General features: G+C 61.4%; 23 protein-coding genes. 8 read left to right on the forward strand and 15 right to left on the reverse strand.

What is annotated here, in order from left to right; translation table 11 throughout:
• Positions 1–29: 29 nt before the first annotated feature.
• The 3 genes from GOX01_RS10285 to GOX01_RS10295 all read right to left on the reverse strand — a co-directional run bounded on the left by GOX01_RS10285 (position 30) and on the right by GOX01_RS10295 (position 4,776).
• Positions 30–1,211, reverse strand: a complete 1,182-nt coding sequence (locus GOX01_RS10285) for an MFS transporter (RefSeq protein ID WP_011252261.1) — start codon at positions 1,209–1,211, stop codon at positions 30–32.
• Between the two features lie 211 nt (positions 1,212–1,422).
• Positions 1,423–3,468: an FUSC family protein gene (locus GOX01_RS10290; RefSeq protein WP_024716810.1), complete on the reverse strand. Its 2,046-nt coding sequence runs from the start codon at positions 3,466–3,468 to the stop codon at positions 1,423–1,425.
• A 207-nt stretch (positions 3,469–3,675) separates the two neighbouring features.
• Positions 3,676–4,776 (reverse strand): GGDEF domain-containing protein, encoded by a 1,101-nt coding sequence (locus tag GOX01_RS10295; RefSeq protein WP_049750722.1) that lies wholly within the window; start codon positions 4,774–4,776, stop codon positions 3,676–3,678.
• A gap of 369 nt (positions 4,777–5,145) precedes the next feature.
• Between GOX01_RS10295 and panS the strand changes: the two genes are divergently transcribed.
• Positions 5,146–6,066 carry a ketopantoate/pantoate/pantothenate transporter PanS gene (gene panS / locus GOX01_RS10300; RefSeq protein ID WP_011252258.1) on the forward strand — a complete coding sequence of 307 codons (921 nt, stop codon included), beginning with the start codon at positions 5,146–5,148 and terminating at the stop codon, positions 6,064–6,066.
• On the opposite strand, the gene GOX01_RS10305 is transcribed toward panS, so the two are convergent.
• Positions 6,038–7,360, reverse strand: a complete 1,323-nt coding sequence (locus tag GOX01_RS10305; protein WP_062269154.1) for an ATP-dependent DNA helicase — start codon at positions 7,358–7,360, stop codon at positions 6,038–6,040. The two genes, panS and GOX01_RS10305, sit on opposite strands and share 29 nt — an antisense overlap.
• A gap of 97 nt (positions 7,361–7,457) precedes the next feature.
• Between GOX01_RS10305 and tmpT the strand changes: the two genes are divergently transcribed.
• Positions 7,458–8,120 carry a thiopurine S-methyltransferase gene (gene tmpT / locus GOX01_RS10310; protein ID WP_011252256.1) on the forward strand — a complete coding sequence of 221 codons (663 nt, stop codon included), beginning with the start codon at positions 7,458–7,460 and terminating at the stop codon, positions 8,118–8,120.
• Between the two features lie 3 nt (positions 8,121–8,123).
• Here the strand turns inward: tmpT and hpnR are convergent, their stop codons facing one another.
• From hpnR to GOX01_RS10330, 4 genes are all read right to left on the reverse strand, one after another.
• A complete protein-coding gene (gene hpnR, locus GOX01_RS10315; protein ID WP_062269152.1) occupies positions 8,124–9,677 on the reverse strand; it encodes a hopanoid C-3 methylase HpnR in 1,554 nt (517 codons plus the stop codon).
• A 364-nt stretch (positions 9,678–10,041) separates the two neighbouring features.
• The gene (locus GOX01_RS10320) at positions 10,042–12,726 is read right to left on the reverse strand and encodes a TonB-dependent receptor plug domain-containing protein (protein ID WP_062269150.1); all 2,685 of its coding nucleotides are present in this window, start codon (positions 12,724–12,726) and stop codon (positions 10,042–10,044) included.
• Between the two features lie 99 nt (positions 12,727–12,825).
• Positions 12,826–13,743 (reverse strand): FecR family protein, encoded by a 918-nt coding sequence (locus GOX01_RS10325; RefSeq protein WP_011252253.1) that lies wholly within the window; start codon positions 13,741–13,743, stop codon positions 12,826–12,828.
• 12 nt (positions 13,744–13,755) lie between these two features.
• Entirely contained in the window at positions 13,756–14,229 is a 474-nt protein-coding gene (locus GOX01_RS10330; protein ID WP_011252252.1) for an RNA polymerase sigma factor, read from the reverse strand.
• Between the two features lie 238 nt (positions 14,230–14,467).
• Between GOX01_RS10330 and GOX01_RS10335 the strand changes: the two genes are divergently transcribed.
• The gene (locus GOX01_RS10335) at positions 14,468–16,066 is read left to right on the forward strand and encodes an alkaline phosphatase D family protein (protein WP_024716812.1); all 1,599 of its coding nucleotides are present in this window, start codon (positions 14,468–14,470) and stop codon (positions 16,064–16,066) included.
• A 20-nt stretch (positions 16,067–16,086) separates the two neighbouring features.
• Here GOX01_RS10335 and GOX01_RS10340 read toward each other — a convergent pair whose 3' ends face one another.
• From GOX01_RS10340 to GOX01_RS10350, 3 genes are read right to left on the reverse strand one after another with little or no spacing between them, the layout of a single operon-like run.
• On the reverse strand, positions 16,087–16,278 hold the full coding sequence (locus GOX01_RS10340) for a hypothetical protein (protein WP_024716813.1): 192 nt from the start codon (positions 16,276–16,278) through the stop codon (positions 16,087–16,089).
• The gene (gene feoB, locus GOX01_RS10345) at positions 16,278–18,146 is read right to left on the reverse strand and encodes a ferrous iron transporter B (protein ID WP_011252250.1); all 1,869 of its coding nucleotides are present in this window, start codon (positions 18,144–18,146) and stop codon (positions 16,278–16,280) included. Before feoB ends, GOX01_RS10340 begins: the two co-directional genes overlap by 1 nt.
• A 5-nt stretch (positions 18,147–18,151) precedes the next feature.
• Entirely contained in the window at positions 18,152–18,394 is a 243-nt protein-coding gene (locus GOX01_RS10350; protein WP_011252249.1) for a FeoA family protein, read from the reverse strand.
• Between the two features lie 410 nt (positions 18,395–18,804).
• Between GOX01_RS10350 and GOX01_RS10355 the strand changes: the two genes are divergently transcribed.
• Positions 18,805–19,146: a metal-sensitive transcriptional regulator gene (locus tag GOX01_RS10355; protein WP_011252248.1), complete on the forward strand. Its 342-nt coding sequence runs from the start codon at positions 18,805–18,807 to the stop codon at positions 19,144–19,146.
• Positions 19,147–19,159: 13 nt separating this feature from the next.
• Here the strand turns inward: GOX01_RS10355 and GOX01_RS10360 are convergent, their stop codons facing one another.
• The 4 genes from GOX01_RS10360 to GOX01_RS10375 all read right to left on the reverse strand — a co-directional run bounded on the left by GOX01_RS10360 (position 19,160) and on the right by GOX01_RS10375 (position 22,574).
• Positions 19,160–19,477 carry a hypothetical protein gene (locus GOX01_RS10360; RefSeq protein ID WP_011252247.1) on the reverse strand — a complete coding sequence of 106 codons (318 nt, stop codon included), beginning with the start codon at positions 19,475–19,477 and terminating at the stop codon, positions 19,160–19,162.
• 35 nt (positions 19,478–19,512) lie between these two features.
• Positions 19,513–20,286 carry a copper resistance protein B gene (locus tag GOX01_RS10365; protein ID WP_011252246.1) on the reverse strand — a complete coding sequence of 258 codons (774 nt, stop codon included), beginning with the start codon at positions 20,284–20,286 and terminating at the stop codon, positions 19,513–19,515.
• Entirely contained in the window at positions 20,283–22,091 is a 1,809-nt protein-coding gene (locus tag GOX01_RS10370) for a copper resistance system multicopper oxidase (RefSeq protein WP_011252245.1), read from the reverse strand. The genes GOX01_RS10365 and GOX01_RS10370 overlap by 4 nt, the downstream gene beginning before the upstream one ends.
• A gap of 87 nt (positions 22,092–22,178) precedes the next feature.
• A complete protein-coding gene (locus GOX01_RS10375; RefSeq protein ID WP_011252244.1) occupies positions 22,179–22,574 on the reverse strand; it encodes a hypothetical protein in 396 nt (131 codons plus the stop codon).
• Positions 22,575–22,882: 308 nt separating this feature from the next.
• On the opposite strand from GOX01_RS10375, the gene GOX01_RS10380 reads away from it, so the two are divergent.
• The 4 genes from GOX01_RS10380 to GOX01_RS13195 form a co-directional block, all read left to right on the forward strand.
• Positions 22,883–23,095 (forward strand): heavy-metal-associated domain-containing protein, encoded by a 213-nt coding sequence (locus GOX01_RS10380; protein ID WP_011252243.1) that lies wholly within the window; start codon positions 22,883–22,885, stop codon positions 23,093–23,095.
• Between the two features lie 151 nt (positions 23,096–23,246).
• Positions 23,247–24,413, forward strand: coding sequence for a TonB-dependent siderophore receptor (locus GOX01_RS13185; RefSeq protein WP_228119320.1), 1,167 nt, complete (start codon positions 23,247–23,249; stop codon positions 24,411–24,413).
• On the forward strand, positions 24,385–24,525 hold the full coding sequence (locus GOX01_RS13190) for a hypothetical protein (protein ID WP_228119321.1): 141 nt from the start codon (positions 24,385–24,387) through the stop codon (positions 24,523–24,525). The genes GOX01_RS13185 and GOX01_RS13190 overlap by 29 nt, the downstream gene beginning before the upstream one ends.
• A 69-nt stretch (positions 24,526–24,594) precedes the next feature.
• Positions 24,595–25,126 (forward strand): TonB-dependent receptor domain-containing protein (locus GOX01_RS13195; protein ID WP_255314067.1); only part of this gene is annotated, 532 nt, incomplete at its 3' end.

Genomic DNA, 25,126 nt, shown 5'->3' on the forward strand with positions numbered 1-25,126 from the left:
AAACAGCTAGGGGTATCAGCCGGAGCCTTTCAGTCCTGCTGGAGGCGGCGGGGAAACGCCGCGGGATTGAAGGCTGCCAGCAGGATGCCGCCCAGTGCGATCACGACGGAGGCCGGGCACAGCACCGCAAAGCCCAGCGTGCTCAGAAGATGGCCACCGATGGCGGAGCCCAGAAGAATGCCGAAATTGCTGCTGCTGTTGATGGCCGCGCCCGCCACATCCGCGCTGGTCGCCCGCGCACGGATCGCGCCCGACATGACGAAGGGAATGATGGCGGCATAACCCATGCACCACAGCCCCACGGCGCCGACGCTCGGCCATGCGGAAATCAGGTGTCCGTAAACCAGGATCATGCCCGTGAGCATGGCCAGGCCGCCGCCGAACAGTCCGGCTGCCGGCCAACGGTCCACGACCTGCCCCGCACCCCACAGACCGAAAATACTGACGCCACCCGTAATGAGCAGCGCGACACTCAGCAGATGCTCCGGCAGGCCATGCGCCAGCAGAAGCGGTGAGACATAGGTGTAGAGCAGGTTATGGGCGAAGAAGAACACGGCGTTCACGCCGATCACGACGCCGAAAATGCGCGCGGCCTGCGGGGAGCGGATGGTCGGGACCTTGAGCGCCTTGGTGTCCGCCCCGCGAACGGGCGGCAGATAGAGCGCGATGAAGATCGTCAGGAGGGCCGCAAGCCCGGCAATAACGTAAAGTGCCACCCGCCAGCTTGCGAAATGGCTGATCGCGGCCGCGCCCGGAACGCCCAGAACCGACCCCAGCGACGTGCCGCCGAAGACAAAGGAAATGGCGCGCCCCGTCATGCGTTCGGGCACCAGATGGGCGGCATAGGCGGCCGCAATGGACATCATCAGCGCATGGGACAGGCCGCCAAGGGCGCGTCCTGCGCAGACGATGGCGAAGTTCGGCGCCATGGCGGAAATCAGGTTGGAGGTGACGTATCCGGCCAGGCACAGCAGCATGAGCATTTTGCGGTCCATGCGGCTCGTGGCGATCGTGATGGGCACGGCCCCGAATGCGACGAGCAGCGCATAGGCGCTGACGGCCAGCCCGGCGTGACCTTCCGTAATGTTGAAGGATTTGGCCATGTCGATCAGCAGACCAACCGGCGCGACCTCGGTCGTCACCGCAATGAAGGTCGAGGCGAACAGGGCGCAGAGGCCTGCGATCACCGGACCGGAGAGCGTTTTGAACACGACGGACTTCCTGACTGGAACGGCGACCTGAGCGTCCCGAACGCGAGGGCTTTTGGCACTTTGATCGTATCACGGAAACCCAAAAATTCAGCTCAGGACCATCATTGCCCCTGAAGCGGCGGAATGCTCCGGGGAAGGCGGTTTTTCAGGGAATTACGAACATAATGACTTTCATTTCTGCGCCCTGACATCACGAATTCGGGAGACTGCTTCAGGTTCCTTCCAGAATGTCGTTCCGTCGTCCCAACTCGCTCGAAATGATGATGAGACATCCCGTGATGCTGGAGAGAAGCAGGCGGAGGTTGCTGTTGGTCTCCACGGTCTCCATTGTCGAAAAACTTTCCAGAGTATCCCGGGACTGGAGTTCCAGTGCCTCGGGGCCGGTAAAGGGGCTGGCAAAGCTCTGGCACAGGCGCGAAAGGATGGCCCGTGCATTCTCGGGCAGGCTGTTCTGGCCGCGATAGGCCTGGATCTGGAGCAGGTTGCGCCCGACCGTCATCATCGAAAAGACAGCATGAAGCCATCGGTCGTTGGAGCCGGAACTGGTGGCTTTGGTATGGGCGATCAGCTGCTCCATGCCGAGGACGATCCGCCCGACCCAGACGGCTTCAGTCATGGACCGGCGGTTCCTGCCGATCAGCCGCAGGTCGGACAGCAGGTCCAGCCGGAAATTGCGGTAAAACCGTGTCAGCTGGAACGGAAAGACATAGCGGAACACGAGAACGCCGAAGCCGAGGCCGCTCAGCAGCGCGAACACCGTATTGAACCACTCGGCCTCGTTGATGCGGCTGTGGTTGTCCAGACCGATCAGATACGGAAAGAAGTTGCTGAAGGATGCCGCCCGCGCGGCGAGGGCGGGCGTGCGCGTTGCGAGCCCCCCGATCAGCATCGGAACCGAAATCGTCAGGCACAGCATCGCATAGGACGCCGTGGCTGGCATGACCAGAAAGACGGGAATGATCGCCGCGATCGCGGCCCAGACCGCACCCGAGAAGAACGCGCTGCTCGCCAGAACCGTGTTGCTGAAGGATGCAAACCGCGCGCAGACCACCGAGACGAACGTGATGAACAGCGGTCCGTCCGGCCATGCCGTCACTTCCCACACATAGGCCGCCATCAGGACAGCGGCGCAGGAGCGCAGGCCATTATGGATGGCGGCGTACCAGTTGCGGGGGCGGGCGAGCCTGTAGCTTTCTGCCCTTGGGTCTTCGCCGGGATCGCCCGCCAGACAGCTCAGAAGATGCTGAAGCTCCGTCAGCGTCAGTTGCAGCCCCTGGATCAGAATGCGGTCGTTGAAAACGGTGCCGCTGTCACTCTCCGCGCGGGGCAGGCTTACGGTCTGTTCGACGTCCTCCTGACATCGTTCGATCAGGGCAAGAACCGCCTGGCGCAGGGCCTGAAGCGCCTTTTCGTCATCAATATCCGCACGCAGCCGATCCAGAAGCCCGGCCGCGTCCTGCAGCAGGTCCTGGGTCCGTGCCGATCGTCTGCTCACAGCGCCCAGACGGCTGCGCATGCCAAGGGCCCGTGACATCAGGCGGGAGGCAAGGCCGAGCGTGGCCCGGGCGTAATCGACGATCCCCCGTGTGCGGCCGATCTCGATGGCGCTGAACTCGATCCGGTCGCTCAGGCTGAGGGACAGCGAGAAGATGTTGTGCAGATCGCTTTCGGGCGTGCCATGTTCGAGCAGGATATCGCGCGAGGCATTGGCGGCTTCGAGAACGATCTGCTGAAGCTGGCTGCGGATGGCGGCGCGGGCCTTGCCGGGAACATTGCTCCGGCAGGCCATGTCCGCCACCGTGCCACAGATCACGCCCAGAAGAATGTAGGTGCCCCGTGCCATCGCGATGCTGAACACCTGATCGGGCTGCGCCTGTGCGCTCAGGGAGACGATGGAACAGGTATAGGCCGTCAGAACGAACGCGTAGCTGCGGAAGTTATGGACCAGCGTTCCCAGCGCCGTGCACAGCCCGATCCATACTGCCAGAGCCGGAAAGAACAGCCAGGGCGCCTGCGGAAAGGCCGAGGCCAGAGCGATCGCCGAGACGATCCCGCCCAGTGTTCCTGCCACGCGCCAGCGCGCCTTGGAAAGACTTTCGCCCAGGGTGCCCTGGGCCACGATCCAGACCGTCATGGGAGCCCATTGGGGCTGTCCCAGTTCCATCCATAATGCGATGGCCAGAGCGACCAGTGCAGCAATTGTCGTGCGGATCGAAAAACCGAGAGCGGAAAGACGAGGGGCATATAACCAGGACAAATCACGAAAAAATACAGTAAGTGATGACTGTATTTCCTGTGCCGCCCGGTTGAAGAATGGCCCCATGAAACCCCGCTTCCAGTACAACAGATTGGACGGGCTGATATGTGTCCTTCGAGGACAGGAAAATCAATTGTAATAATTATTCATATTTCTGGACACATTTCTCCGGACCACTGCCGCGGGCGTCCAGTTTCATGGCCGGTTTCAGGCCTGATGAGCAGTCCTGTCGATCAGGGGGATATGCTGGACCGGGGCAGGCGTTTCGTCCCATGGGGCGTGAACCACGCGGTTCCGGCCGGACTGCTTGGCGATGTAGAGCGCGTTATCGGCCTGGGCCAGAAGCTCTGTGCGCGGGATTCCCCGGCCGGGACACAGGGCTGCGCCGATACTGAGCGTTGCCGTAACGGCTCCGCCTCCGATCAGGCGGGTTTCTGTCGAGAAGGCCTTTCTGAGGCGGTGTGCGGTCGCGAGCATTTCGTCAAGGCTGTCACACTGGAACACCACCACGAATTCATCGCCGCCAATGCGGAACAGGACCGTCGGGGGATAGAGGATGTCCGTACAGACACGGCCCATGGCAATGATGATCTGGTCACCGACCGCATGGCCATGGGCGTCATTGATGGACTTGAAGTGATCGATATCGACCATGAGCAGGGCTTCGTGCGCGCAGATCTTGCCATCATTTTCCAGCCAGGCCTGGAAGGCCCTGCGGTTACTGCCACCTGACAGGGGATCCTGCAGGATCAGTTCCTGCTGCCGGAACGCCAGCTGTTCCCAGGGAATGGCAATCATCGCCAGCGCAAACAGCGCCACTTCGATGACAACCAGGAAATTGTAGGTCGTCACGGCCCAGATGGTGGCCGGTGCCGCGCCGAGGGGGGCCGGAAGCCAGAAGACGAAGGGCACCAGAAGGAGATGGAGGGCGGCATAAAAGTGAAGCAGCCTCAGCAGGCTACGTCTTGCCGGGGTCCTGATCGGGGCTTTCTGCTGGAGGTCACGGGCCGCCAGAGCGTGAAAGGCCGCGATGATCGCCAGACGAAAGGCCGTACTGATCACATGGAACAGGCCAGTCGATCCGGCCAGAACCGACAGTATGAAAGACAGGCCGCAGCCAGACACCAGCAGCACGAGGCGCGCCTGACAGCCCAGCATGACGCGCAGCGCCTGCCATGCGGCTCCATAGGCCATGACCATGAACAGGGCGCCCAGCCGCAGTCCCCACAATCCGGGAAGCATGGTCGGAATAATGAAAAACAGGCCGGAAGCCGATCCCAGAAGAAACGGGGCGGCGTACCAAGCCATACGCGACCATCTTCTGCTGGAGAGTTCAGACAGGATGAAATGAACACCCAGAAGCAGGAAAATAACCGCACTGCATCCAAGCAGGGTAGGTGGATCAGGAGTCATTGATGGCGCATAGGCTATTGAACAGGCTGTACAGGCCACTCCCGTTAAAGGCAGGCAGACGCTCGTCGACTCCCTGAACCGTAATAAACACAGGCTGACCTTACCTCCGCGTTAATGGCATTTTTCGGGCTGCCTCTGTTCTGCGCTCTCCATTGGAAGGGATGACGGGCCGGCTGTTGCCCGGCATAAGGGCATTTCTGTCATCTTCACCAAGATGAGTCGAATGTCTCCTGAAAAATACCTTTTCCCCCCGGTTCCGCCCCGATGATGACACGCCTGTTTCCCTTCTGGGCCATTCTGGTGTCCGGCTTCGCCCTGCTGGTGCCCGGACCGTTCCTGACGCTGGTCCCTGTCATCACGCCGCTTCTGGCCTTCGTCATGTTCACGATGGGCGTTTCCCTGACGCCCGCCGATTTCGGCCGCATCCTGCGCCGTCCAGCACCGGTTCTGGCAGGCGTGGGGCTGCATTATCTCGTCATGCCGCTCGCTGCCTGGGGGATTGCGCATCTGCTGTCGATGCCGCCCGCGCTGGCCACGGGCATGGTGCTGGTCGGCTGCGTATCGAGCGGCACGGCCTCGAATGTCATGATCTATCTGTCACGCGGAGACGTTGCGCTTTCCGTCAGCATCAGCGCCTTCTCCACCCTCGTCGGGATTGTCGCAACGCCGCTTCTGGTGCGGTTCTATGTGTCTGCCGGTGTTGCCGTGGATAGCTGGGCATTGTTTCGTAGTATCCTGACGATGGTGGCGCTTCCCGTGCTGGCCGGTGTGACGCTCAACACACTATGCCACCGTGCGGTAAAGCGCGTGGAACCCGCGCTTCCGCTGGTGGCCATGGTGTCGATCCTGCTCATCATCGGAGCCATCGTCGCCGGCGTGGGGCCATCCCTGAAAGAGGTGGGTCCGGTCATGCTGCTGGCCGTCATCCTGCATAACGGGATCGGGCTTCTGGGAGGCTATTGGGGCGGGCGTCTGCTTGGTTTTGATGAGAGCATCTGCCGCACGCTCGCCATTGAAGTCGGCATGCAGAACTCGGGCCTCGCCGCCACGCTGGGACGTCTTTACTTCTCGCCGCTGGCGGCTCTGCCCGGAGCAGTTTTCTCCATCTGGCACAATGTCTCGGGGTCCATTCTGGCGTCGCTGTGGACGTCGCGGCCTATCGCGCGGAAAGACCCGTCGTGTTGACGAGAAACACCATGTCGGTCGCCCGCGTCACCGCCACATAGCAGAGCTGCTGCGTCTCCAGCGGGTTCTGCCGGGCGCGGCGGCCGATATCGCCAAGATCCACGAACACGTTCTTGAACGTGCTGCCCTGCGCGGTATGGACCGTCATGGCATAGATCGCCTGAAGCTGGAGCAGGGCGTTGTGAAACGCGAAACGGTGGCTCCAGCGCCGGGGCTGCTGCTTCGCTTCCTGCACCAGACGCCGGTCTACAGCCTCCAGCTCCTTCTGGTTCTGCACGATATGGCCGGTGATTTCCTCGCCCGCCATCGTCAGCAGCGTCACTTCCCATGAGGCAAGATCCGCGACCCAGGCTGGCACGTCCTTGCAGGGCTCGAACTTGTAGGAAAGTCGCCCGGGTTTGATGTCCATGACGAGGACTTCCTCGTTCGTGGCAATCGCCTGACGCGGGCCACCTTCTTCCTGCTGAACGGAGAACGGCGCACGGGACACGACACGCTCGCCGGGCATGAAAGGCGTCGGCGTCTCACCCCCATAGCGCCACAGCCGGACCATTCGGTTGATCTGATGCACCCGCGCATTTGTCCAGCACAGATAGCGGCACCAGTCGTTGTCTTCGGCAAAAGCATCGGACAGGAACGCCTTGCGGACCCAGCTTTCCACGTCCTTGGGCAGAAACAGCCCTGTCTGCTCCTGACGCGCATCGCGGACCCAGCTCCAGTCGGCTGCACCGCCCTGGCTCTGTCGGATGATGGTCGCGGCTTCGAGGATCGGATTACCCGCTGCCTGCCGCACGACGGTTTCCAGATGGGAGCGCGAGGGCACGGAAAAGGACGGGGACGCAGCCTCTCCCACGGGCGGAAGCTGGGCCGGATCGCCCACAAACAGCACGAAACAGTAGCGCAGCAGATCGCGGATCCAGTTCATCAACTCCGCGGAGAGCATCGAGCATTCATCGACGATCACAATGCCATCGGCAATCGTCTGCGGTCGTTTGGAGCGCACGAGGGTGGTCGTCGTGCCCTGCGAAGACGGCTGAAGGCTCAGCAGGCTCTGGATGGTCCGGCAGTCAACGTCCCGATCGACCTTTGACCGCAGGACGGCGGTGGCCTTGTGGGTGGGCGCCGTGATGACCACCACCTTCTTTTCAGCCATGAAATGTCGGGCGACGGCCTGCATCAGCGTCGTCTTACCGCTGCCCGCATATCCCGTCAGAAGATGCGTCGGCCGTCCTGCGGCATGTGCGGCAATGATTTCATCAAGCGCCTGCCGCTGGGAGGGGGTGAGCATGACCATGAGCGGCTTTTCTCACATTTTCCCGACACATGCCATTGCCTCGCCAGCAGAACCCGGCACAGTCTCAGCCGGGAAAAGCAGGAAGAAAGCCGGACTTATGGACGCAAAATCGAATGCCGTTTTCTGGCAGGAAAAATGGGAGCGCGGCGAGACGGGCTTTCATGAACCGCAGGCCAATCCGCTCCTGACCCGTCATATCGCGGCTCTGGATCTTCCAGCGGGAGCGCGGATTTTCGTGCCTCTGTGCGGCATGAGCCAGGACATGGTCTGGCTCGCGGGGCAGGGCTTTCATGTGACCGGATGTGAACTGAGCGATATCGCCGTGCACCGGTTCTTCAACGACCTCGACCTCACGCCCGACATTAGGGACGTAGGACCGTTGCGGTGTTTTTCCGCCGGGACCATCCGTATTTTCGCAGGCAATATTTTCGATCTGACGCCGGATCTGCTCGGCCTGATGGATGGTATCTATGACCGCGCCGCACTTATCGCCCTGCCGGAAGACCTGCGCCGGGCCTATGCCGCTCATCTCCTGTCCCTGACCGGTCCGGTGCCCGAACTTCTCGTGACGCTGGATTACGATCAGTCCTGCCTGAAAGGACCGCCTTTTTCCGTCGACGAGGCGTTCCTGCGTGAATGCTACGGTCAGGCTTATGCTTTCACGCTTCTGGAAAGCCGGGCGGTCGAAGGCGGCTTGAAAGGCCGCTGCCCGGCATCCGAAAACGTCTGGCGTTTCAGCCCACTCCCGCCTTCGTCCTGACCGTTACTCCGCGGCAGCAGCTTCCGCGCCCATGCGGGTCTTGTCCACGAAGCCCTCGGTCGCATCGTCGAGCGCGCGCGTCCGGCGGCCGCCCGGGCCGTGGACGTAAAGCGCCTTGCGGTCGATCTTGTCCACGACGTCCGGCTGAACCGGCATTTCGTAGCGCGGTTTGCGCATATGATCGGAGAGCTGGAGCTTCGGATTGAAGACCGAATTGAACTTCCACAGCATCTTCACGAAGTTCGTCTGTCCGTGCAGCAGCAGACGCGTCGCAATGCCGACCGTGCCCTTCAGTGCTTCCCAGCCCATGTGTTTGGTGTTCAGCACCTGCTGCGTCTTGACCAGTTCCTTGTAGAACTCGGGCAGGGGCAGGGTGGTCGGCAGAACAGCGTGCTGGATGTCGAACAGGCGATAATCGCGTGTGGTCAGGCGCCGGGCCTCGCGGTGCCAGATCTCGGTACCGGGATAGGGCGTCGTGACGGAAATGTTCACAATGTCCGGGATTTCAAGGCACCACTGACGCACGGCCTCGAACCGTTCGCGGGTCCAGGATGGATCGGCGATGATGTTGATCGCAACCGTCAGACCGAGCGAGCGGGCATATTCCAGCGCCTCGAAATTGGCATCCAGCGAGACGCGCTTGCGGAACTGCTTGAGCCCTTCCTCATCCACGGCTTCAAGCCCGATGAAGATGTAGGTCAGGCCGATCTCGCTCCAGACCTTGAAGACTTCCTTGTTGCGCAGCAGCACGTCCGCGCGGGTTTCAAGATAGTATTCCTTCTTGATGCCGCGCTTCTTGATCTCGTCCGCGATGGCCATGCCATGTTCCTGATGAACGAAGGCCACGTCATCGACGATGAAGATGCCAGGTTCCTTCAGCGCCTCAAGCTCATCGGCAATAACCTGCGGGCTGACGGTCCGGTAGGAGCGGCCATAGAACGTCCAGGCACTGCAGAACGTGCAGTCCCAAGGGCAGCCACGGGCAAATTCAATGGAAGCCGCCGGGTCCAGCGTGCCGATAAAATACTTGTTGCGGTGATGCAGCAGGTCGCGCGCCGGGCGCACGGTATCGAGGCTTTTTACGAAGATCGGCGGCGGACCTTCGCCATCCACTGTGATGGCACCGGGAACCTTTAGCAGGTCCGTCTTCTTCTCGATGGCTTCCAGAAGCAGGCCGACCGTCGCATCGCCTTCACCCTTCAGGATGCAATCGATGGCACCTTCGGAAAGCTGGAGCACGTCAGGTGCAATAAAGGAAACCGAGTGACCGCCCACGAAGATGAACTTCCCGGGCATCCGCTGTTTCGTTTCCTTGCACAGGTCGAGGATCTCGGGAATGTTCGCCAGATAGCTTCCTGAGAAACAGATCGCATCCGGTTTGAAGTCAGCGAGACGCTTCCAGTAGTCTTCATGCGTCTCGACCTGGAGATCGATGATCTGAACGTCATGTCCTTCATTGCGCGCGGCACCCGCCACAAGTTCAAGACCAAGTGGCTCAAGCCTCAGGAACACACGCGTGTACATCAGGGCACTTGGGTGAACGGCCAGAAGTTTCATGAAGTCATCCCATTCTCTTGTGGCGTGTCGCGTCACAACTTCGACACAGGGAGACATAGGCGCTCGGTTTGCTGCAATCAAATGACACACTTCCGTGATGACATCCTGTTGCGCTGATATGGGACGGAGAATGCACGCTTCTTCAAAAGAGCGAGATGTCCGCAGGCCCCGGCAAACCCGCATTCTTCAGACCGCCCTCGGGTTCAGGGGACAGCGGGAAAATTTCTGGCTTCACGACTGCGTGATCTGAAGTGTTCAGCAGAGGTGAACGGCGGGACTCTTGCCGGCATGAAAAAGCCTCTCCCCCACAGCGGGAGGCTGTGCGGGAAGAGGCTCTGGGCTTGATCCGGGTAAAGTGCCGGGTTCAGAAGGCGGCGGAAACCGTTCCGAAGAACATGCGCGGCGCCGTCGGATAGCCGGTATAGGTGCTGCCATCGCCCGCGGAGATCGAGGACCAGGAGCGGGAGTTCGTGAGGTTGCTGGCGTTGAACTGGAGCTTGAGGCTGTTCATGTGCGGGATCTGGTGAAACGTGTAGCTGGAACTGAACGCGAGCAGCACGCGCGGCGGCACCATGACGCTGTTGGTGATCGTACCCGGACGGACGCCCATATAGCTGCCGCTGAACTGCGCATTAAAGCCGCCCTGATTGTAGTTGACGGCGAACTTGTCGGACCAGGCCGGAATGGCCGGAACCTTCTTGCCCTGCGTGGCATACAGCGTCGCGCCATCCATGAAGTCGTTGCCGTAGATGCTGCTGACATAGGATACGGCATCGTAGATCGAGAAATGCGGGCCAAAGCGCAGCGTGAAGGACAGGTCCATGCCGTTCGTCGAGACGCTGCCGAGGTTCGCCACCGTATTGCCGACGCCCGAAATGCCCTGACCCGGCGGGGAGATGGTGCCGAGACGGTTGTAGAAATCGACGTGATAATATTCGAGCTGCCCGCTGATTCCGGTCAGGATCCGCGTATTGATCGGGTGGCTGGTGCGGATGCCGGTTTCATACGTCCATGAAGACTCAGGCTTTCCGCTGCGCTTGAACTTCTCGAAATCCGCCTGACTGGAGACAGCCCAGGGAGAGGTCGAGCCGTATCCGGTGGACGCAAAGGAGTCCATGTTCTCCTGGATATTGGCAAAAAGCTGTTCGTGCTGCGTGAAGTTCCACAGCGCGCCGAAGGCCGGCAGGAACGGATTGTAGGACGGGATCGTGCCGCCCGCGATGGTCTGCGTGCTGGTATCGACGATCGTCTTCGCGCCTTTCACCGACGAGGCCAGGGACTGCGGCAGGGCAGCAATCGGCAGCGTGCCGTTCGTATAGACCAGTTCGGACTTGAAACCCGCCGTCAGTGTCAGGCGCGGCGTCACCTTCCAGCTGTCCTGCAGATGGGTGACGAACGTGTTGGTGTAGAAATTGTTCTGCCACTGCGTGAAGAGCGGGTTGGTGGGGCGCTCGTAGGGCGTCAGGGTATTTGTGGCGGTCAGCGGATACCAGCGCCGGGCCTGCATGTTGTTGTTGCGCTCATACCAGCCACCCAGTTCGATGTTGTGATGGCCGAGATGGTAATGCAGCGTGCTGGTCAGGCCACCGCGATAGTCGTTGTATTCCGTAGTGCGGACAGCGAAACCCGTGCCGCCCGTTGCGTTCCAGACCTTCGGATCGATACCTGCGACACTGTAGGTAAACTGTCCGTTCTTGATGTATTTCGTGCCGGTCGGGTCGAGATACGTGCCCAGAATGGTCAGGATCGCATTCGTGCGGATGGACGTCGCCACCACGCCCGCGCCGTCGTCGTAATGGAAGTATAGCTGGTTGTCCCAGGTCAGGTTCGGGCTGAACCGGTGGGAAATCTTCAGATAGGTCAGGTAATCGGTCCGCTGTGCGGCGGAGAAATAATACTTGTTGTTCGGCGTTGCTGGGCCGGCTTTGGTTGAGCTTTCAGCCGGGTAGCCCGCCATGGCGGCGTTCAGGTCCGGGTAGAAGGCGCCGCGGGCATAGAGATCCGTCGGAGCCGTCAGACCCTGCGTGTTCGGCTCCGCGTTGTTCTGCCAGTCGAAATAGGCGGTGATGGTGGTGTTTTCGCCCTTATGGACGAATTTCCCGTTCACCTGGTAACCGCCCTGACGGTTGGCGTTCCCGAGGTTCCACGGACGCGCATCCTGACGGGCGAACGCCATATAGGCCGAATTGCCGTTGCCGAAATTACCCGTATCGACACGCGCGAATGTTCTGAATGTGGAATAGCTTCCGAAGGTCTGGTTGATCGTGGCGCCGGCCTTCTGCTTCGGATCACGCGTGGTGAACTCGATCGTACCGCCCAGATTGCTGGTCGAGGCCGTGCCCAGCGCACCGGCGCCTGACGACAGGGACGTCGATCCGATATCCTCACTGATGGCCGCGCGCTGCGGAGACAGGCCGTTATAGTTGCCGTAAGCCCCGGCGCCGAGCGGCACGCCGTCCATCGTGTAGCCGAGCTGGTTCTGGTTGAAGCCGTGGACGTAAATGCTGGAGTTCTGCTCGTTATTGCCCCAGGGATCGACGTTGGTGAACGTCACGCCTGGCAGCAGGTCCAGCGCCTGCATCGGGCTCTGACCCGGCATCAGCGTCTGCATTTCGTCGCCGCTGACACTCATGACCGAACGGGTGCGGTGGCCGGTTGCGACGATCTGCTCGATCTCATGCGCCTGCGTCTCACGCAGGCGCTGCGGCTTTGGGCGGGGGGGCGTGCCCTTGCGGATAATGACGCCGCCATCCGGCATGGCCTCGGCCTTCAGTCCGCTGCCGCGCAGGAGGCGCTTGACGGCTTCATCCGGCGACAGGGTGCCATCCACAGCCGGGGCACGGAGATTGGCCACCGCATCGGACGTGAAGATGATGTTGCGACCCGTCTGCTGCCCCAGTGTCACGAGGGCCTGCCCCATGGGCTGCGGTGCGATATGCACGCTGGATGCAGGGGCAGCGAAGGCGCTGGAGAGCGTCTGCGTCAGAATGGTCGCGCCTGCCGACAGAAGCAGAACGGTGCGGCGGGGGTAACGGGTGGGCGGGGTCATGGGGCTCGTTTCCTGTCGTCGGGCCTGAATGCGGTCTCGACAGGAAGACAGATGAAAAACCGGAACCCTCAGCGTGGTGTGACGGTTTTCATCGAAACGTCACAAAGCAACGATTTCGTAAGCGTTATGGGCGGGCCGGATGCGCAGTGGCAGCAGACGGGGAAGCATCTGCAAAAACGCATCGCCCTGCCGCACATGATAAACGCCGCTCAGCCGCTGCGAGGCCAGACGCGGCGCGGACAGAACGATCTGGCGCGAGGCATAGCGGTTGATTTCCTGGATCACGTCCGCCAGCGGCCGGTTGCGGAACACCAGTTCTCCACCCTGCCAGGACAAAAGCGTTTCCAGATCGGGATAATCGATGTTCCACCCGCCATTGCGGTACATCCGCAGGCGCTGCCCTGGCATGACCCAGCGCCCCGCTGCACGCAGGGCCGCGGCACTCAGAAAGACCTTGCCCCGGACGGCCGTGACTTCCGTATCGCCACTGTTGATCCGGATATCGGCGGCCGTCTGCCCGTGAAGCTGCACGGTCATGCCATCGGCGGACAGATGGAACGCATCCGGCCCCGACGTTGAGAGCATGACCTGCCCGTGACACAGCCGTGCCTGCTGTCTGCTGTGTCCCACCACAAGGCGCGTCTGGGTATCGAGGCGGCAATGGGTATGGGGCGTGATGCGGATATCGCGGATGCTGCCGGTTCCCGTTTCCTCGATCCGGCTGGCATGCGCGCCTTCCCAGGGAGGCACTGCCAGAAAAATCGTCGCGACCAGCCCGGCCAGCGCATGGCGCCGGCTGAAGTTACGACGAGGATATACTGTCTGGTGCGGTGCCGTAACGGATGGTGATGTGACGCCACCTGCCAGTTCCCACAGTTCGGTCAGATGTTCGAAGACCGGACCGTTCCGGGGATCGCTCGCCAGCCAATCCCGGAACCTGTCATGATCGAGTTCCGTACAGTCCTCGGCATGCAGGCGCGCAATCCATTCTGCCGCACGGGTTTTGGTGACATCCATCAGATCGGTATTTCAATGATCCATCCATGTTGAAAGGAAGACCAGCGCCTTTGCGATATGTTTTTCAACACTGCTTTCACTGATCGCCAGTGATTTCGCAATATGGCTGTACTTCATTTTTTCAACACGGTTCATCAGAAAGATCTGACGGGTCCTGTCCGGAAGCTGTTCGCAGCCCGCACGGAAATGCGCCAGTTTCTGACCCGATTCATAGATATCTTCCTGGGACGGCGCAGGGTCCGGGGTCTCGAGGAGCGTCTCGAACCCGTCCGCCGCCTGCACGTATCCCTGCTGCTCGCGACGGATCGCATTCAGCGAAGAATTGATGGCGCTGCGGGTGATATAGGCTTCCTGATGCTGCACGCTGCCTTCGGGTCGCTCGAAATAATTTACAAGCGCATTCTGAAGATGATCATCCGCATCCTCCCGGCGGGTCCGGGAACGCACCCTGCGATAAAGACGCAACCATTCCTGCTGACAGCGCATCCATGTTCCCGTTGCTAGACGTTTTCGAATCACCGCCGCGCCGGGGCGTTGTCCGGGCGATGGCGGACAAGCGTTTAGGGAATTCGCACGCTCTCATTCGTGACAGTTTCATGAAATGCCGCTTCGGGGTGTGGGCAAAACCCTCTGCCATGTGTCCACACAATGGAGGGCGTGTGTCCCAAGACCTCTGAGAGCCCGGTTCCGCTGCGGACCGGGCTCTGTTGGAAAGAAGTGCTGCATGGTGTTCATGAAACGTAGAAGCCTGCTGACCGGCCTTGGTGCGGGTCTCCTCCTGTCCACGCGCGTCCGCGCCCTGCGGGCCGCTGTCCCGCGCGATCTGGAAAAGAACCCGAGCTTCAAGACGTCTCCGTTCCAGCTCGGCGTGGCGTCCGGCGATCCTGCGTCCGACGGGCTGGTGCTCTGGACGCGACTGGCGCCGAACCCGCTGGAAGAGGCAGGGGGCATGGAAGTCCTCAAGCCGGTTCTGGTGGACTGGGAGGTCAGCGAGAACGAGAGTTTCTCGAAACCCGTGCAGAGCGGACAGACGCTGGCCCATCCCGAGCTTGGCCATTCGGTTCATGTCGAGGTGGCAGGGCTGAAGCCGGACCGTCCGTACTGGTACCGCTTCCATATCGCGGGCTACGAAAGCCCCACTGGCCGGGGCCGTACACTGCCGCTGCCGGGTGCGCCGCTTTCTAGGGTCCGCTTTGCCGCGGCTGGCTGTCAGCATTACGAATATGGCTACTACACCGCCTGGCGCGCCATCGCGAACGAGCCGATCGACTTCGTGTTCCACTATGGCGATTACATTTACGAAGGCCCGGACAGCGGGGATCATCTGCGCGACATCGACGGCCAGAAAGCCCATGTTCTGCGCCGCCATGTCGGGCCGGAATGTTATTCGCTGGACGAATATCGCCGCCGTTATGCCCAGTACAAGATGGACGCGGATCTTCAGGCCGCCCATGCGGCGACGTCCTGGATCGTCAGCTTTGACGACCACGAGATCGATAACAACTGGGCCGGGGATACCGATCAGGACGGCACGCCGCCGGAGATTTTCCGTCTGCGCCGGGCTTCGGGCCTACAGGCCTATTACGAGAACATGCCGCTGCGGGCGACGTCCATTCCCGATGGCAGTCACATGCAGCTTTATCGCAGCTTACGCTTCGGCGATCTGATGAACATGTTCGTGCTGGATACGCGTCAGTATCGCAGCGATCAGGCTTACGGCGACACGAATGCCGCGCAGGGCAGGGACGTCTGGTCGCCCGAGCGCACCATGATGGGCGCGCAGCAGGAGCAGTGGCTGTTCGATGGTCTGGGCCGGTCGGATGCGAAATGGAACCTGCTGGCGCATCAGGTCATGGTCATGGACCTGGCGCATCACAAATCCGCCCATTCCGAGCTGACCTACAGCATGGATCAGTGGTCGGGCTATCTCTACAGCCGCAAGCGCCTGCTGGACTTCATCGATACGCATTGCCCCGGCAATGTGGTCAACGTGACCGGAGACGCGCACCGGCATTTCGCCGGGGATCTGCTGCTCGAACCGGGTCGGGGCAAGCCGGTCTCGGTCGAATTTCTGGCGACGTCCATTTCATCGGGCGCGGACGGGCTGGGGGATGACGATCATTTCAGCCGGATCGCCCGCAGTCTGAATCCGCATCTGAAGGCCACGACCGACAGGCGCGGTTATGTTCTGTGTGATGTCGGGCCGGAAGTGTGGCACGCCGATCTGAAGATCATCGACCGGGTCATGGTGCGGAACGGTGCGCTGTCCACCTATGCCAGCTTTGCCGTCGAACGCGGCAATCCGGGCCTTCAGGAGGCCTGAGGCCTGGAGACGGCTGCCCTCTAGTGGCAGCCGCCCTTGCCGGAGCGATCACAGCCCGTGCACCCGCCGCAGCCCTTTCCGATTGTGGGTTGCGGCGCAGGAGCGAAGCCCACGGCCGTGCGCAGGCGGCCCCAGCCCTGGGGGAAGAGGCGCGCATACCAGTAAATCGCGGCGGCGCAGACGATCAGCAGGGCAACAGCAACTTCGATCATCAGGGAACTCCCGTAATGGCGCGGGTGATGTGATAGGTCAGGAACGCCGCCAGATAGGCCAGTCCGAACAGATACGCCGCAGCCCATAGAACGGTTTTGATGGATCCGGTTTCCCGCCGCATGACAGCCAGCGTGGAAATGCATTGCGGCGCATAGACATACCAGGCCAGCAGCGAAAACGCGGTGGCCATGCTCCACTGCGTCGAGAGCAGCGGCAGGAGCTTGTCAGCCGCGCCGTCATCCGTAGCCCCGATGGCATAGACGGTCGCCAGCGAACTGACGGCCACCTCACGCGCCGCAAGGCCCGGGATCAGCGAGACGCAGATCTGCCAGTTGAAGCCTATGGGCGCGAACACCCACTGCATCAGATGGCCGATCCGCCCGGCCAGACTGTAATCGATGGCCGCACCCGGAGCGCCCGCAGGCGGCAACGGGAAGCTCGACAGTGCCCAGAGCAGCACGTTCAGCGAGACGATGATGGTGCCCACGCGGGAGAGGAACATCACGGCGCGCTGCCACAGGCCGAGTGCCAGGCTCTTGAGGTTCGGGCGGCGATAGGGCGGCAGTTCGAGCAGCAGCGGATGTTCTTCGGACTTCACGCCCCGCGTCATGACACGGGCGGCGATCACACCGCTGACAATGGCTACGGCATAGAGCCCGAACAGCACCAGCCCCTGAAGCCCGAAAATTCCCAGAATAGTCCGGTGCGGCACGAACGCGCCGATCAGCAGCGTATAGACCGGCAGGCGCGCCGAGCACGTCATGAGCGGTGCGATCAGGATCGTGACCAGACGGTCGCGCGGGTTCTGGATGGTCCGGGCCGCCATGATGCCCGGAATGGCGCAGGCAAAGCTCGACAGCAGCGGAATGAAGGATCGGCCGCTCAGCCCCGCCAGCGCCATCAACCTGTCCAGCAGGAACGCGGCGCGGGGCAGATAGCCGGATTCCTCAAGGGCGAGGATCCACAGGAACAGGATGAGGATCTGCGGCAGGAACACGATGACTGTGCCTGCACCCGCGATCACACCATCGGCCAGAAGGCTATGCAGAATGCCGTCCGGCAGGGGCTTGAGGACGATCTGCCCGAAGGTCGAGATCCCGCTGTCCAACCCGTCCATGAGCGGCTGTGCCCAGGCGAAGACTGTCTGGAACATGACGAACAGCACGACCAGAAGAATGACCGGTCCCCAGAGCGGATGCAGGAACAGCCGGTCCAGCCGGTCGGTCAGGCGGTCCGTTCCCGCGGAAGGATCAACGACATAGGTCGCCAGAAGTCGGCGCACTTCCATGTGGGGATCGATCCCTGCCGGGAGCGGGTCCGGTGGAGCGGGAAGGGGCAGATCGAGGGCCTGAAGAAGCGGTACGACGCCCGCGCGGTTGAGACTGACGACGGGGACGATGGGCATACCCAGATCGGCCTGCAATCCGGCGACGTCGATCTGAAGCCCGTTGCGTCGGGCTTCGTCCATCATGTTCAGCGCGACGATGACGGGCAGGCCGAGTTGCTTCAGTTCCAGCAGAAAGCGCAGATGCAGACGCAGATTGGTCGCCGAAATGACGGCCACCAGCATTTCGGGCTGTGGTTCGGAGCGGTGGCGGCCCAGACAGACATCGCGCGTGACGTCCTCGTCGGGGCTGGTTGAATCAAGGCTGTAGGCGCCCGGCAGATCCAGCACGCGGATCGCCCGGCCGTTTGGGGTTGTGAAGAACCCTTCCTTGCGCTCGACCGTCACGCCCGCATAGTTGGCAACCTTCTGCCGGCTTCCCGTCAGCTGGTTGAACAGGGACGTCTTGCCGCAGTTCGGATTTCCGACAAGGGCGATATGCAGGCTGGGGGCGGGCGTCTGCGTCGAGGTTGTCGAACTCATGGAGATCAGGCGGCAGTCCGCAGACCCACGCGGGCGGCTTCGCCCCGGCGCAAGGCAAAGCGCGACGTTCCCAGCCGCACGGCGATCGGATCCCTGCCCATCGGACCGGTCGCGACCACCTGAACAGCCTCACCGGGGACGAAGCCCAGCTCTTCCAGTCGTGTGGCGATCGGGTCCAGAGGCGCGCGCTGCTCGATCTTCTCGATCACGGCATGAGCGCCCTTGGGCAGTGTATCCAGATACAGCATCAGTTCGGTACCCCGGTAATATGGCGCGGGCTCAGCGGCCCGGACCTTTACCCTAGATAGGCGCATCCTGCCCTTCCGGGAAGAGGAGTGAGAATGATTTGCATCAAGAGTGCTGCAGACTGAACGAAATCGCCGGTTTTATAATAAATTTTATGAAACCCGCCGCCAGGTGGGCAGGGCGCGGCAGAAGCCGCCGGAACAACAGGAAAGACCTGACTGTCCGGGGAAGAGGGGGGTATGTTTTTCCTGCCGGGAGACTCGGTTTTTTCCGATCCCGAAACACGAGAGGGTATCGTTGGACTGGAAATTCCGGACGCAGGGGGGCATACACCGGCCTGTGGGCGCCGGATTGGGCGGGCATGAACCCATGATGTTACGTTCGGAATGTCTGGCAGAGGGCGGATCCTGGAATGGCACTATCCCATAAAGAACATGCAGTGGATGTCTGCGAGAGCTGTGCGCCGCTGGACGATGACAGCCGGCGTGTCGAACAGCCCCGCAAGAAGGCCCTGACGAACCGGGTCCGCCGGATCGAGGGGCAGGTTGGCGGTGTTCTCAACATGATCGAGAATGACCGCTACTGCGTCGATATCCTGACCCAGATCTCCGCGATCAAGTCGGCGCTGGATGGGGTGTCCATCCAGATCCTGTCGTCTCACGCCAATGGCTGTGTGCGCCGCGCGGTGCAGGAAGACGGTGGAGAAGACGCGATTGACGAGCTTCTCCAGGTCGTCCGCCGGATGATGCGCTGAGAACCCTGCGCGCTCAGCGGTCCAGCGTTTCGCCGGGAGCGGGCTGGTTCGACATGCCCATGTCCATTTTCTGACAGGCGGCGAGCTGCTGCTTCATTTTCGGCGTCAGGGTGCTCCGCTGCCGGCTGAGCGTCTGCAGATGCGAGCACAGGACCATCTGCTGATCCATGCTCAGCCCGGCCAGCGGATTCTGGGTGCTGGATGACGGCATGGACATCGTGCCGCCGCTCATGTCCATGTGGCTCATATCCATGCCGGGCATCGACGGGTCGGCGGCATGCGCCATGCCGGTGGCGAGAAGGACGGTCAGTGCGAGGAAAGTCTTGCGCATGATGATGGGCTTTCGTTGTGATTGAACAGGGATGATCAGAACCAGCTTCGGACGCCGAGGCTGAAGCGGACGGAGCCGGTGTCGTCGTGCTGGTCACGGGCGATCCGGCGGGCCTGGGTGAGATATCCGGAGTAGGTCACGGCCACGTAGGGCGCGAATTTCCGCCAGAGTTCGTATCGCAGGCGCAGACCTGCATCGACATCCGACAGACCGGCGCCAGCCTGACGTCCCGCGTCGGATTTCGTGTACAGGTTGAACTCGGCCTGGGGCTGAAGGATCAGGCGGTTGGTCAGCAGGAAGTCGTAAGACCCCTCGATGCGGGCCGCGAAACGTCCGCGGTCGCTGACATAGGCCGTGGCCCCGAACTCGAATTCGTACAGCGCCAGACCTTCGATGCCGAACGCACCCCAGGTGCGGGTCGGTCCGTCATCGAGGTCCATGCGCACGCCGCCCTGAAGGTTCCAGTAGGGCGAGATCGCGCGGGTATAGAGCAGTTCGTGATCGCCATCGCTCAGGCGACCCTTTTCGAGCGTGCCTTCGGATTTCAGCCAGATCTTGTTGTAATCGCCGCCGAACCAGGCTTCGCCGTCCCAGCGGAAATCGGTGCCGCCGGGCGCATAACGGCCTTCAAGCTGGTTGAAGATGCCGTGCAGCCAGGTGCCCTGATCCATCGAGGGTTTGATGTTGCCGATATAGACGACGGGGGTCGCTTCCGGCGCGTCGGCGGCATGATAGACCGGCTGATCGGCACGGGCCGTGCTGGACAGGACGAGGACGGACAGGGCCGTGAGAGAAAGGGCGTGTTTCATGCCACGATCACCGTGCGGAACATGCCCAGATCCATATGATACATCAGGTGGCAGTGATACGCCCACATGCCGGGGGTATCGGCCGTCACGAGATAGCTCAGCTTCGAACCCGGCTGGGAAATGATGGTGTGCTTGTAGGGGCGGTAATCGCCCTGGCCGTTTTCCAGTTCGCTCCACAGACCGTGCAGATGGATCGGATGTTCCATCATGGTGTCGTTGATGAGCGTGAAGCGCACGCGTTCGCCGAGTTTGAGGCGGATCGGGCCGGATTCCGAGAACTTCCGGCCGTTCATGCCCCAGATATAGCGTTCCATGTTACCGGTCAGGTGCAGGATGATTTCCCGCGTCGGCGGTCGCAGATCCGCTCCGGGGCGCGTGGCGCGGAGCTGTTTGTAGTTCAGGACGCGGCGGCCGTTGTTCTCCAGTCCGTCACCGGGGCTGCCGGTCCGGTCGATCGGCATCATGGCGCGCATCTGGTTTTCGACATTGATGGGTGGCGGCCCGGGATCGTCCACTTCCATCTTCGGCATGGCCATGTGGCTCATATCCATGCCCTTCATGTCCATGCCGTGCATGTCCATTCCGGCCATGTCGCCATCCATCTTCATGCCGGACATGTCCCCGGACATATCCATGTCCTTCATGCTTTCGCCGGGCTTCATGTTCCCCATGCCCATATCCACCATGGTGCGGACGGGGCGCGGGTCCATCGGGGGCAGGGGGGCGATCATGCCTTCGCGAGGGGCCAGAGTGCCCCTTGCGTAGCCGGTGCGGTCTTCGCTCTGGGCGAAAATGGCATAGGCGCGCTCGTCTTTGGGCTGGACGATCACGTCATAGGTTTCCGCCACGCCGATGCGGAACTCGTCCACGGGAACGGGCTCGATATCATTTCCGTCGGCCTGCACGACCAGCATTTCGAGCCCCGGAATCCGGACGTCGAAGAACGTCATGGTTGAGCCGTTGATGAAGCGCAGGCGCACTTTTTCGCCGGGCCTGAAAAGGCCGCTCCAGTTCATGTCCGGGGCATGGCCGTTCAGCGTATAGGTGTAGATCGCACCCGAGACATCCGCGATGTCGGTCGCGGCCATGCGCATTTTGGACCAGGCCAGACGGTCCGCGAGGGCTGCACCCGCACTTCCGGCCTCGCGCGCTTCTTTCGGGAAGGACGCGGCCGTGCGCTGGCGGAAGACGTAATAATCGTCCTGCATCTTGAGATTGCTGACGATGTCATCGGGCATGACATCCGTCCACTCGCCCAGGAAGATCACGTAATCGCGGTCACAGGCGTTTGGGTCCGGCCGGCGCGGGTCGATGACGAGTGCGCCATACAGGCCCATGGCTTCCTGCATCCCGGAATGGCTGTGATACCAGTAGGTGCCGCTCTGATGGAGCTTGAAGCGATAGGTAAAGGTCTCGCCCGGTGCGATCCCGCCGAAGCTCATGCCCGGCACGCCGTCCATGTTCGAGGGCGTGCGGATGCCATGCCAATGGATCGAGGTGGGCTCGTTCAGCGTGTTGGTGACGTTGATGCTGACGGTATCGCCCTGTTTCCAGCGCAGTATCGGACCCGGCACCGTGCCGCCGGCGGTCGGCGCGTGCATGGTCTTGCCATCGAGCGAGATGCGCGTATGGCCGATCTTCAGATCCCACCGGTCGGACGGCATGGGGGGTATGATGCCGGAAGAGGCCTTGGACGAGAATGCGTGCGAGGTGCGGGGCAGGGAAGCCAGAAGGCTGCCTGCGCCAAGACCCGTTACGAAACGTCGTCGTGTCAGGCCGCCCCGGCTGCGGGACGGAAAGGTCATGCTGAGAAATCCGCGAAAATGACAGAGGATCAGGTCCTGTCTGCCTCCTGAGGGCAGCAGGACGGGTCCACGCCTGTCAGGCGTGTGTCAGATTGCGCGGAGTTTCGGTGGGGGAGAGGCGGGGATCCAGTCGGTGCCGTTGAAACGGTCATGCCGTCCGGACGCAAAGGCCCGTGCGACGAGACTGACGGGACCGGAAGGCTGGATGGACGCCACGGTCAGCATGGGTTCGGTCGAGACCGCATGCGTATGGCAGCAGCCTTCGGAAGACTGCTGGGGATGGGGGATCGCGTGGAAGGCTGACGTGCTGCAGCAGTCCGTGCTGTCGGGCTTCTGGTGATGGGCCATGTGCTGCATCGTCATGGCCATCTGGTGGGGCGCTTCAGTCCGGGCCTGCGCGGTGGACGTGCCAAGCAGCAGCCCGACCTGCATCAGCAGGCAGGCCAGCAGGCCGATCCAGATCCGGGCATGTGTCCTGACCATCAGAAGTCCCCGCAGGAGGGTAAGAAACAGAGCGATCCATCGTTCGAATCTGATGCGATCCTATACCCGCAGGGGGGATGGGGAAAGATTATTTTTCGGGACGCAGAAAAAATGACTTGTCGAATCTGTTTCGGGGGCAATATGAAAATTGCATACCCCAGTACGGTATACAAAACGCAATAAAATAGTGGAACATGGGATATTGCTAGAATCGTTTTATCGTGAATAGTTATATATACCCTACCCCCACACCATATGCTGGTATGCCGTTACAGGGGTGTGGCTCTCTATCTGAAGGATTTCGTGACATGACAGAAACAGCGCACATGACGGTTGAGGGAATGTCCTGCAATGGCTGCTCCGGCAAGCTCCAGCGCGCCCTTGAGGCCGTGAACGGTGTAAAGGCCGTCGACATCGTGCTCGATGGCGGAAAGGTCACGGTGTCCTATGATCCGGCCCAGGTTTCGGCCGCCGCTTTCAGGGACGTTGTCGAAGACACGGGATTTGACGTCGTTTCCTGAGGCGCGACACGCCTCCTCCTGAAAAGATGGTGCGGCCAGGTCTGCCAGATTCGGAACAGGAGCGTTTCATTACCGGCTCCATGCCACGCGACGTCCCTTTTGGAACGCAGGATGTTGCATGGCGCCGGCATGTCTCTCTAGGACAGACACTATGACACAGCATGGCACTTCAGTTCGTCGTCGGCTCAGCCTTTCTGCCATTTCTCACAATGCCCTGATCTGGGGCAGCCTGATGGCAGGCGTCTGCCCTGCGGCCATGGCCGATACGGTCGAGGCGCGGACGAAAACCCACCCGTCCGTCTGCCATGCCACACACAGGACGCTGCACCCGGTTCGCTGTACTCCGCATCATGCCGCTGCTCCGGCTCAGCAGTCTGCGAAAGCGCCTGTCGCTACTCCCGTAGCCTCCGCTTCTGCCACGGCTGTCGCGCAGTCTTCTGCCGATGTGGACGGGACAGAGGCGGAAAACATCCAAGTTCTGGGCACCAACCACACCTATACGGCGCCCGCCGTCGAAGCCTGGGGCAAGAGCCCCGTGGCGCTCAAGGACGTGCCGCAGTCCGTTTCGGTCATCACGCAGCAGCGCATGGAAGATTCCAACATGCTGACGATGGCGGACGCCATGCGCCAGATCAACGGAATCCGCGTTCTTCCAGGCTCGACGGCCAATTCGAATTACTATTCCCGTGGCTATCAGCTCACGACATCCGTGGACGGCACGCCCGATGCGTCCGGCACGCTGAACAATGCGGCTTTTGACCTGTCCATGTATGACCGCGTTGAAGTTCTGCGCGGATCGTCGGGTCTGTTGCAGGGCGGCGGTGGCGCTGGTGGTGTCGTCAATGAAGTTACGAAGAAGCCGGGGCGGGATTTCGCGGTCGATGGTTCCGCCATGGTCGGCAGCTTCAACAATTATCGCGCCGATGTGGACATGACCATTCCGCTGAACCGGTCGAAGACGCTCCGCTTCCGGACCGCTGATCTGTTCCAGGATAATGATTTTTTCTACAAATACTCCCATTCGCGCAAATGGCAGGCCTATGGCGCGCTGGAATGGGACGTCACGCCGACCACGACATTCCTCGTCTCCCATGCGGCCCAGCAGCAGGACATCACGGCGCCGTATTACGGTCTGCCGGTCACGACGGAAAAGACGCTGTGGTATGGCGGACGCGATGCCAACCCGAGCCAGGACTGGGGTTACAGCAACTACATGACGCAGCAGACGATTGCGTCCATCACCCAGAAGCTCTGGGGCGACTGGACGGCGACCGCGCGCGCCACGTTCTATGACCAGAACTACAACACGCTCGTATAACGAGCCCTGGACGACGATCGACGCTAAAACCGGTCTGCTCCAGTATCAGGATATCGGCGTGGTCGGCATGCGGGGCAAGAACACGTCGCGCTCGGCGGATGTGTATGCCTAGGGCAGTTTCCGCCTTCTGAACCGTACGCATCATGCGCTGTTCGGCTTCAACTACAATTCCTATGAGCAGCTGACGCAGTATGCGAACGTCAACTGCGATGCCATTTATAACAATGTCAGCATCAACAACACGGGTGTCGTGAAGGCTCCGGCGGCGAACTGCATCGACTACAAGCAGAACGATGATGGTTACGGTACGGACGACTACGCCTATCAGTGGGGTTTTTACGGACAGCTCCGTCTTGAAGTGATCCGGCATCTTTCGCTGATCCTCGGCGGCCGTGTGTCGCGGTTCTACGAGAAGCTCCAGTATGTCTCGCCCGGTCCGAAGAGCGAATGGACGACGACTTCGGACATTCGCGGCCAGCTCACCCCGTATCTGGGCACGGTCTATCAGATCACACCGAACATTTCCTGGTATGCCAGCTATTCCAGCATCTTTACGCCTTCGGTCGGTCGGCAGACCTATCGCGGGGGTGGGCTGAAGCCGCAGGAAGGCAATCAGGTCGAGACCGGTTTCAAGGCGGAATATTTCCATGGCCGCCTGAACATTTCCTCCGCGCTGTTTCGGATGGAGAGCGTGAACCAGCCGGTTCAGGATC

It is taken from the genome of Gluconobacter oxydans (assembly GCF_006539685.1).
Lineage (GTDB): Bacteria > Pseudomonadota > Alphaproteobacteria > Acetobacterales > Acetobacteraceae > Gluconobacter > Gluconobacter oxydans.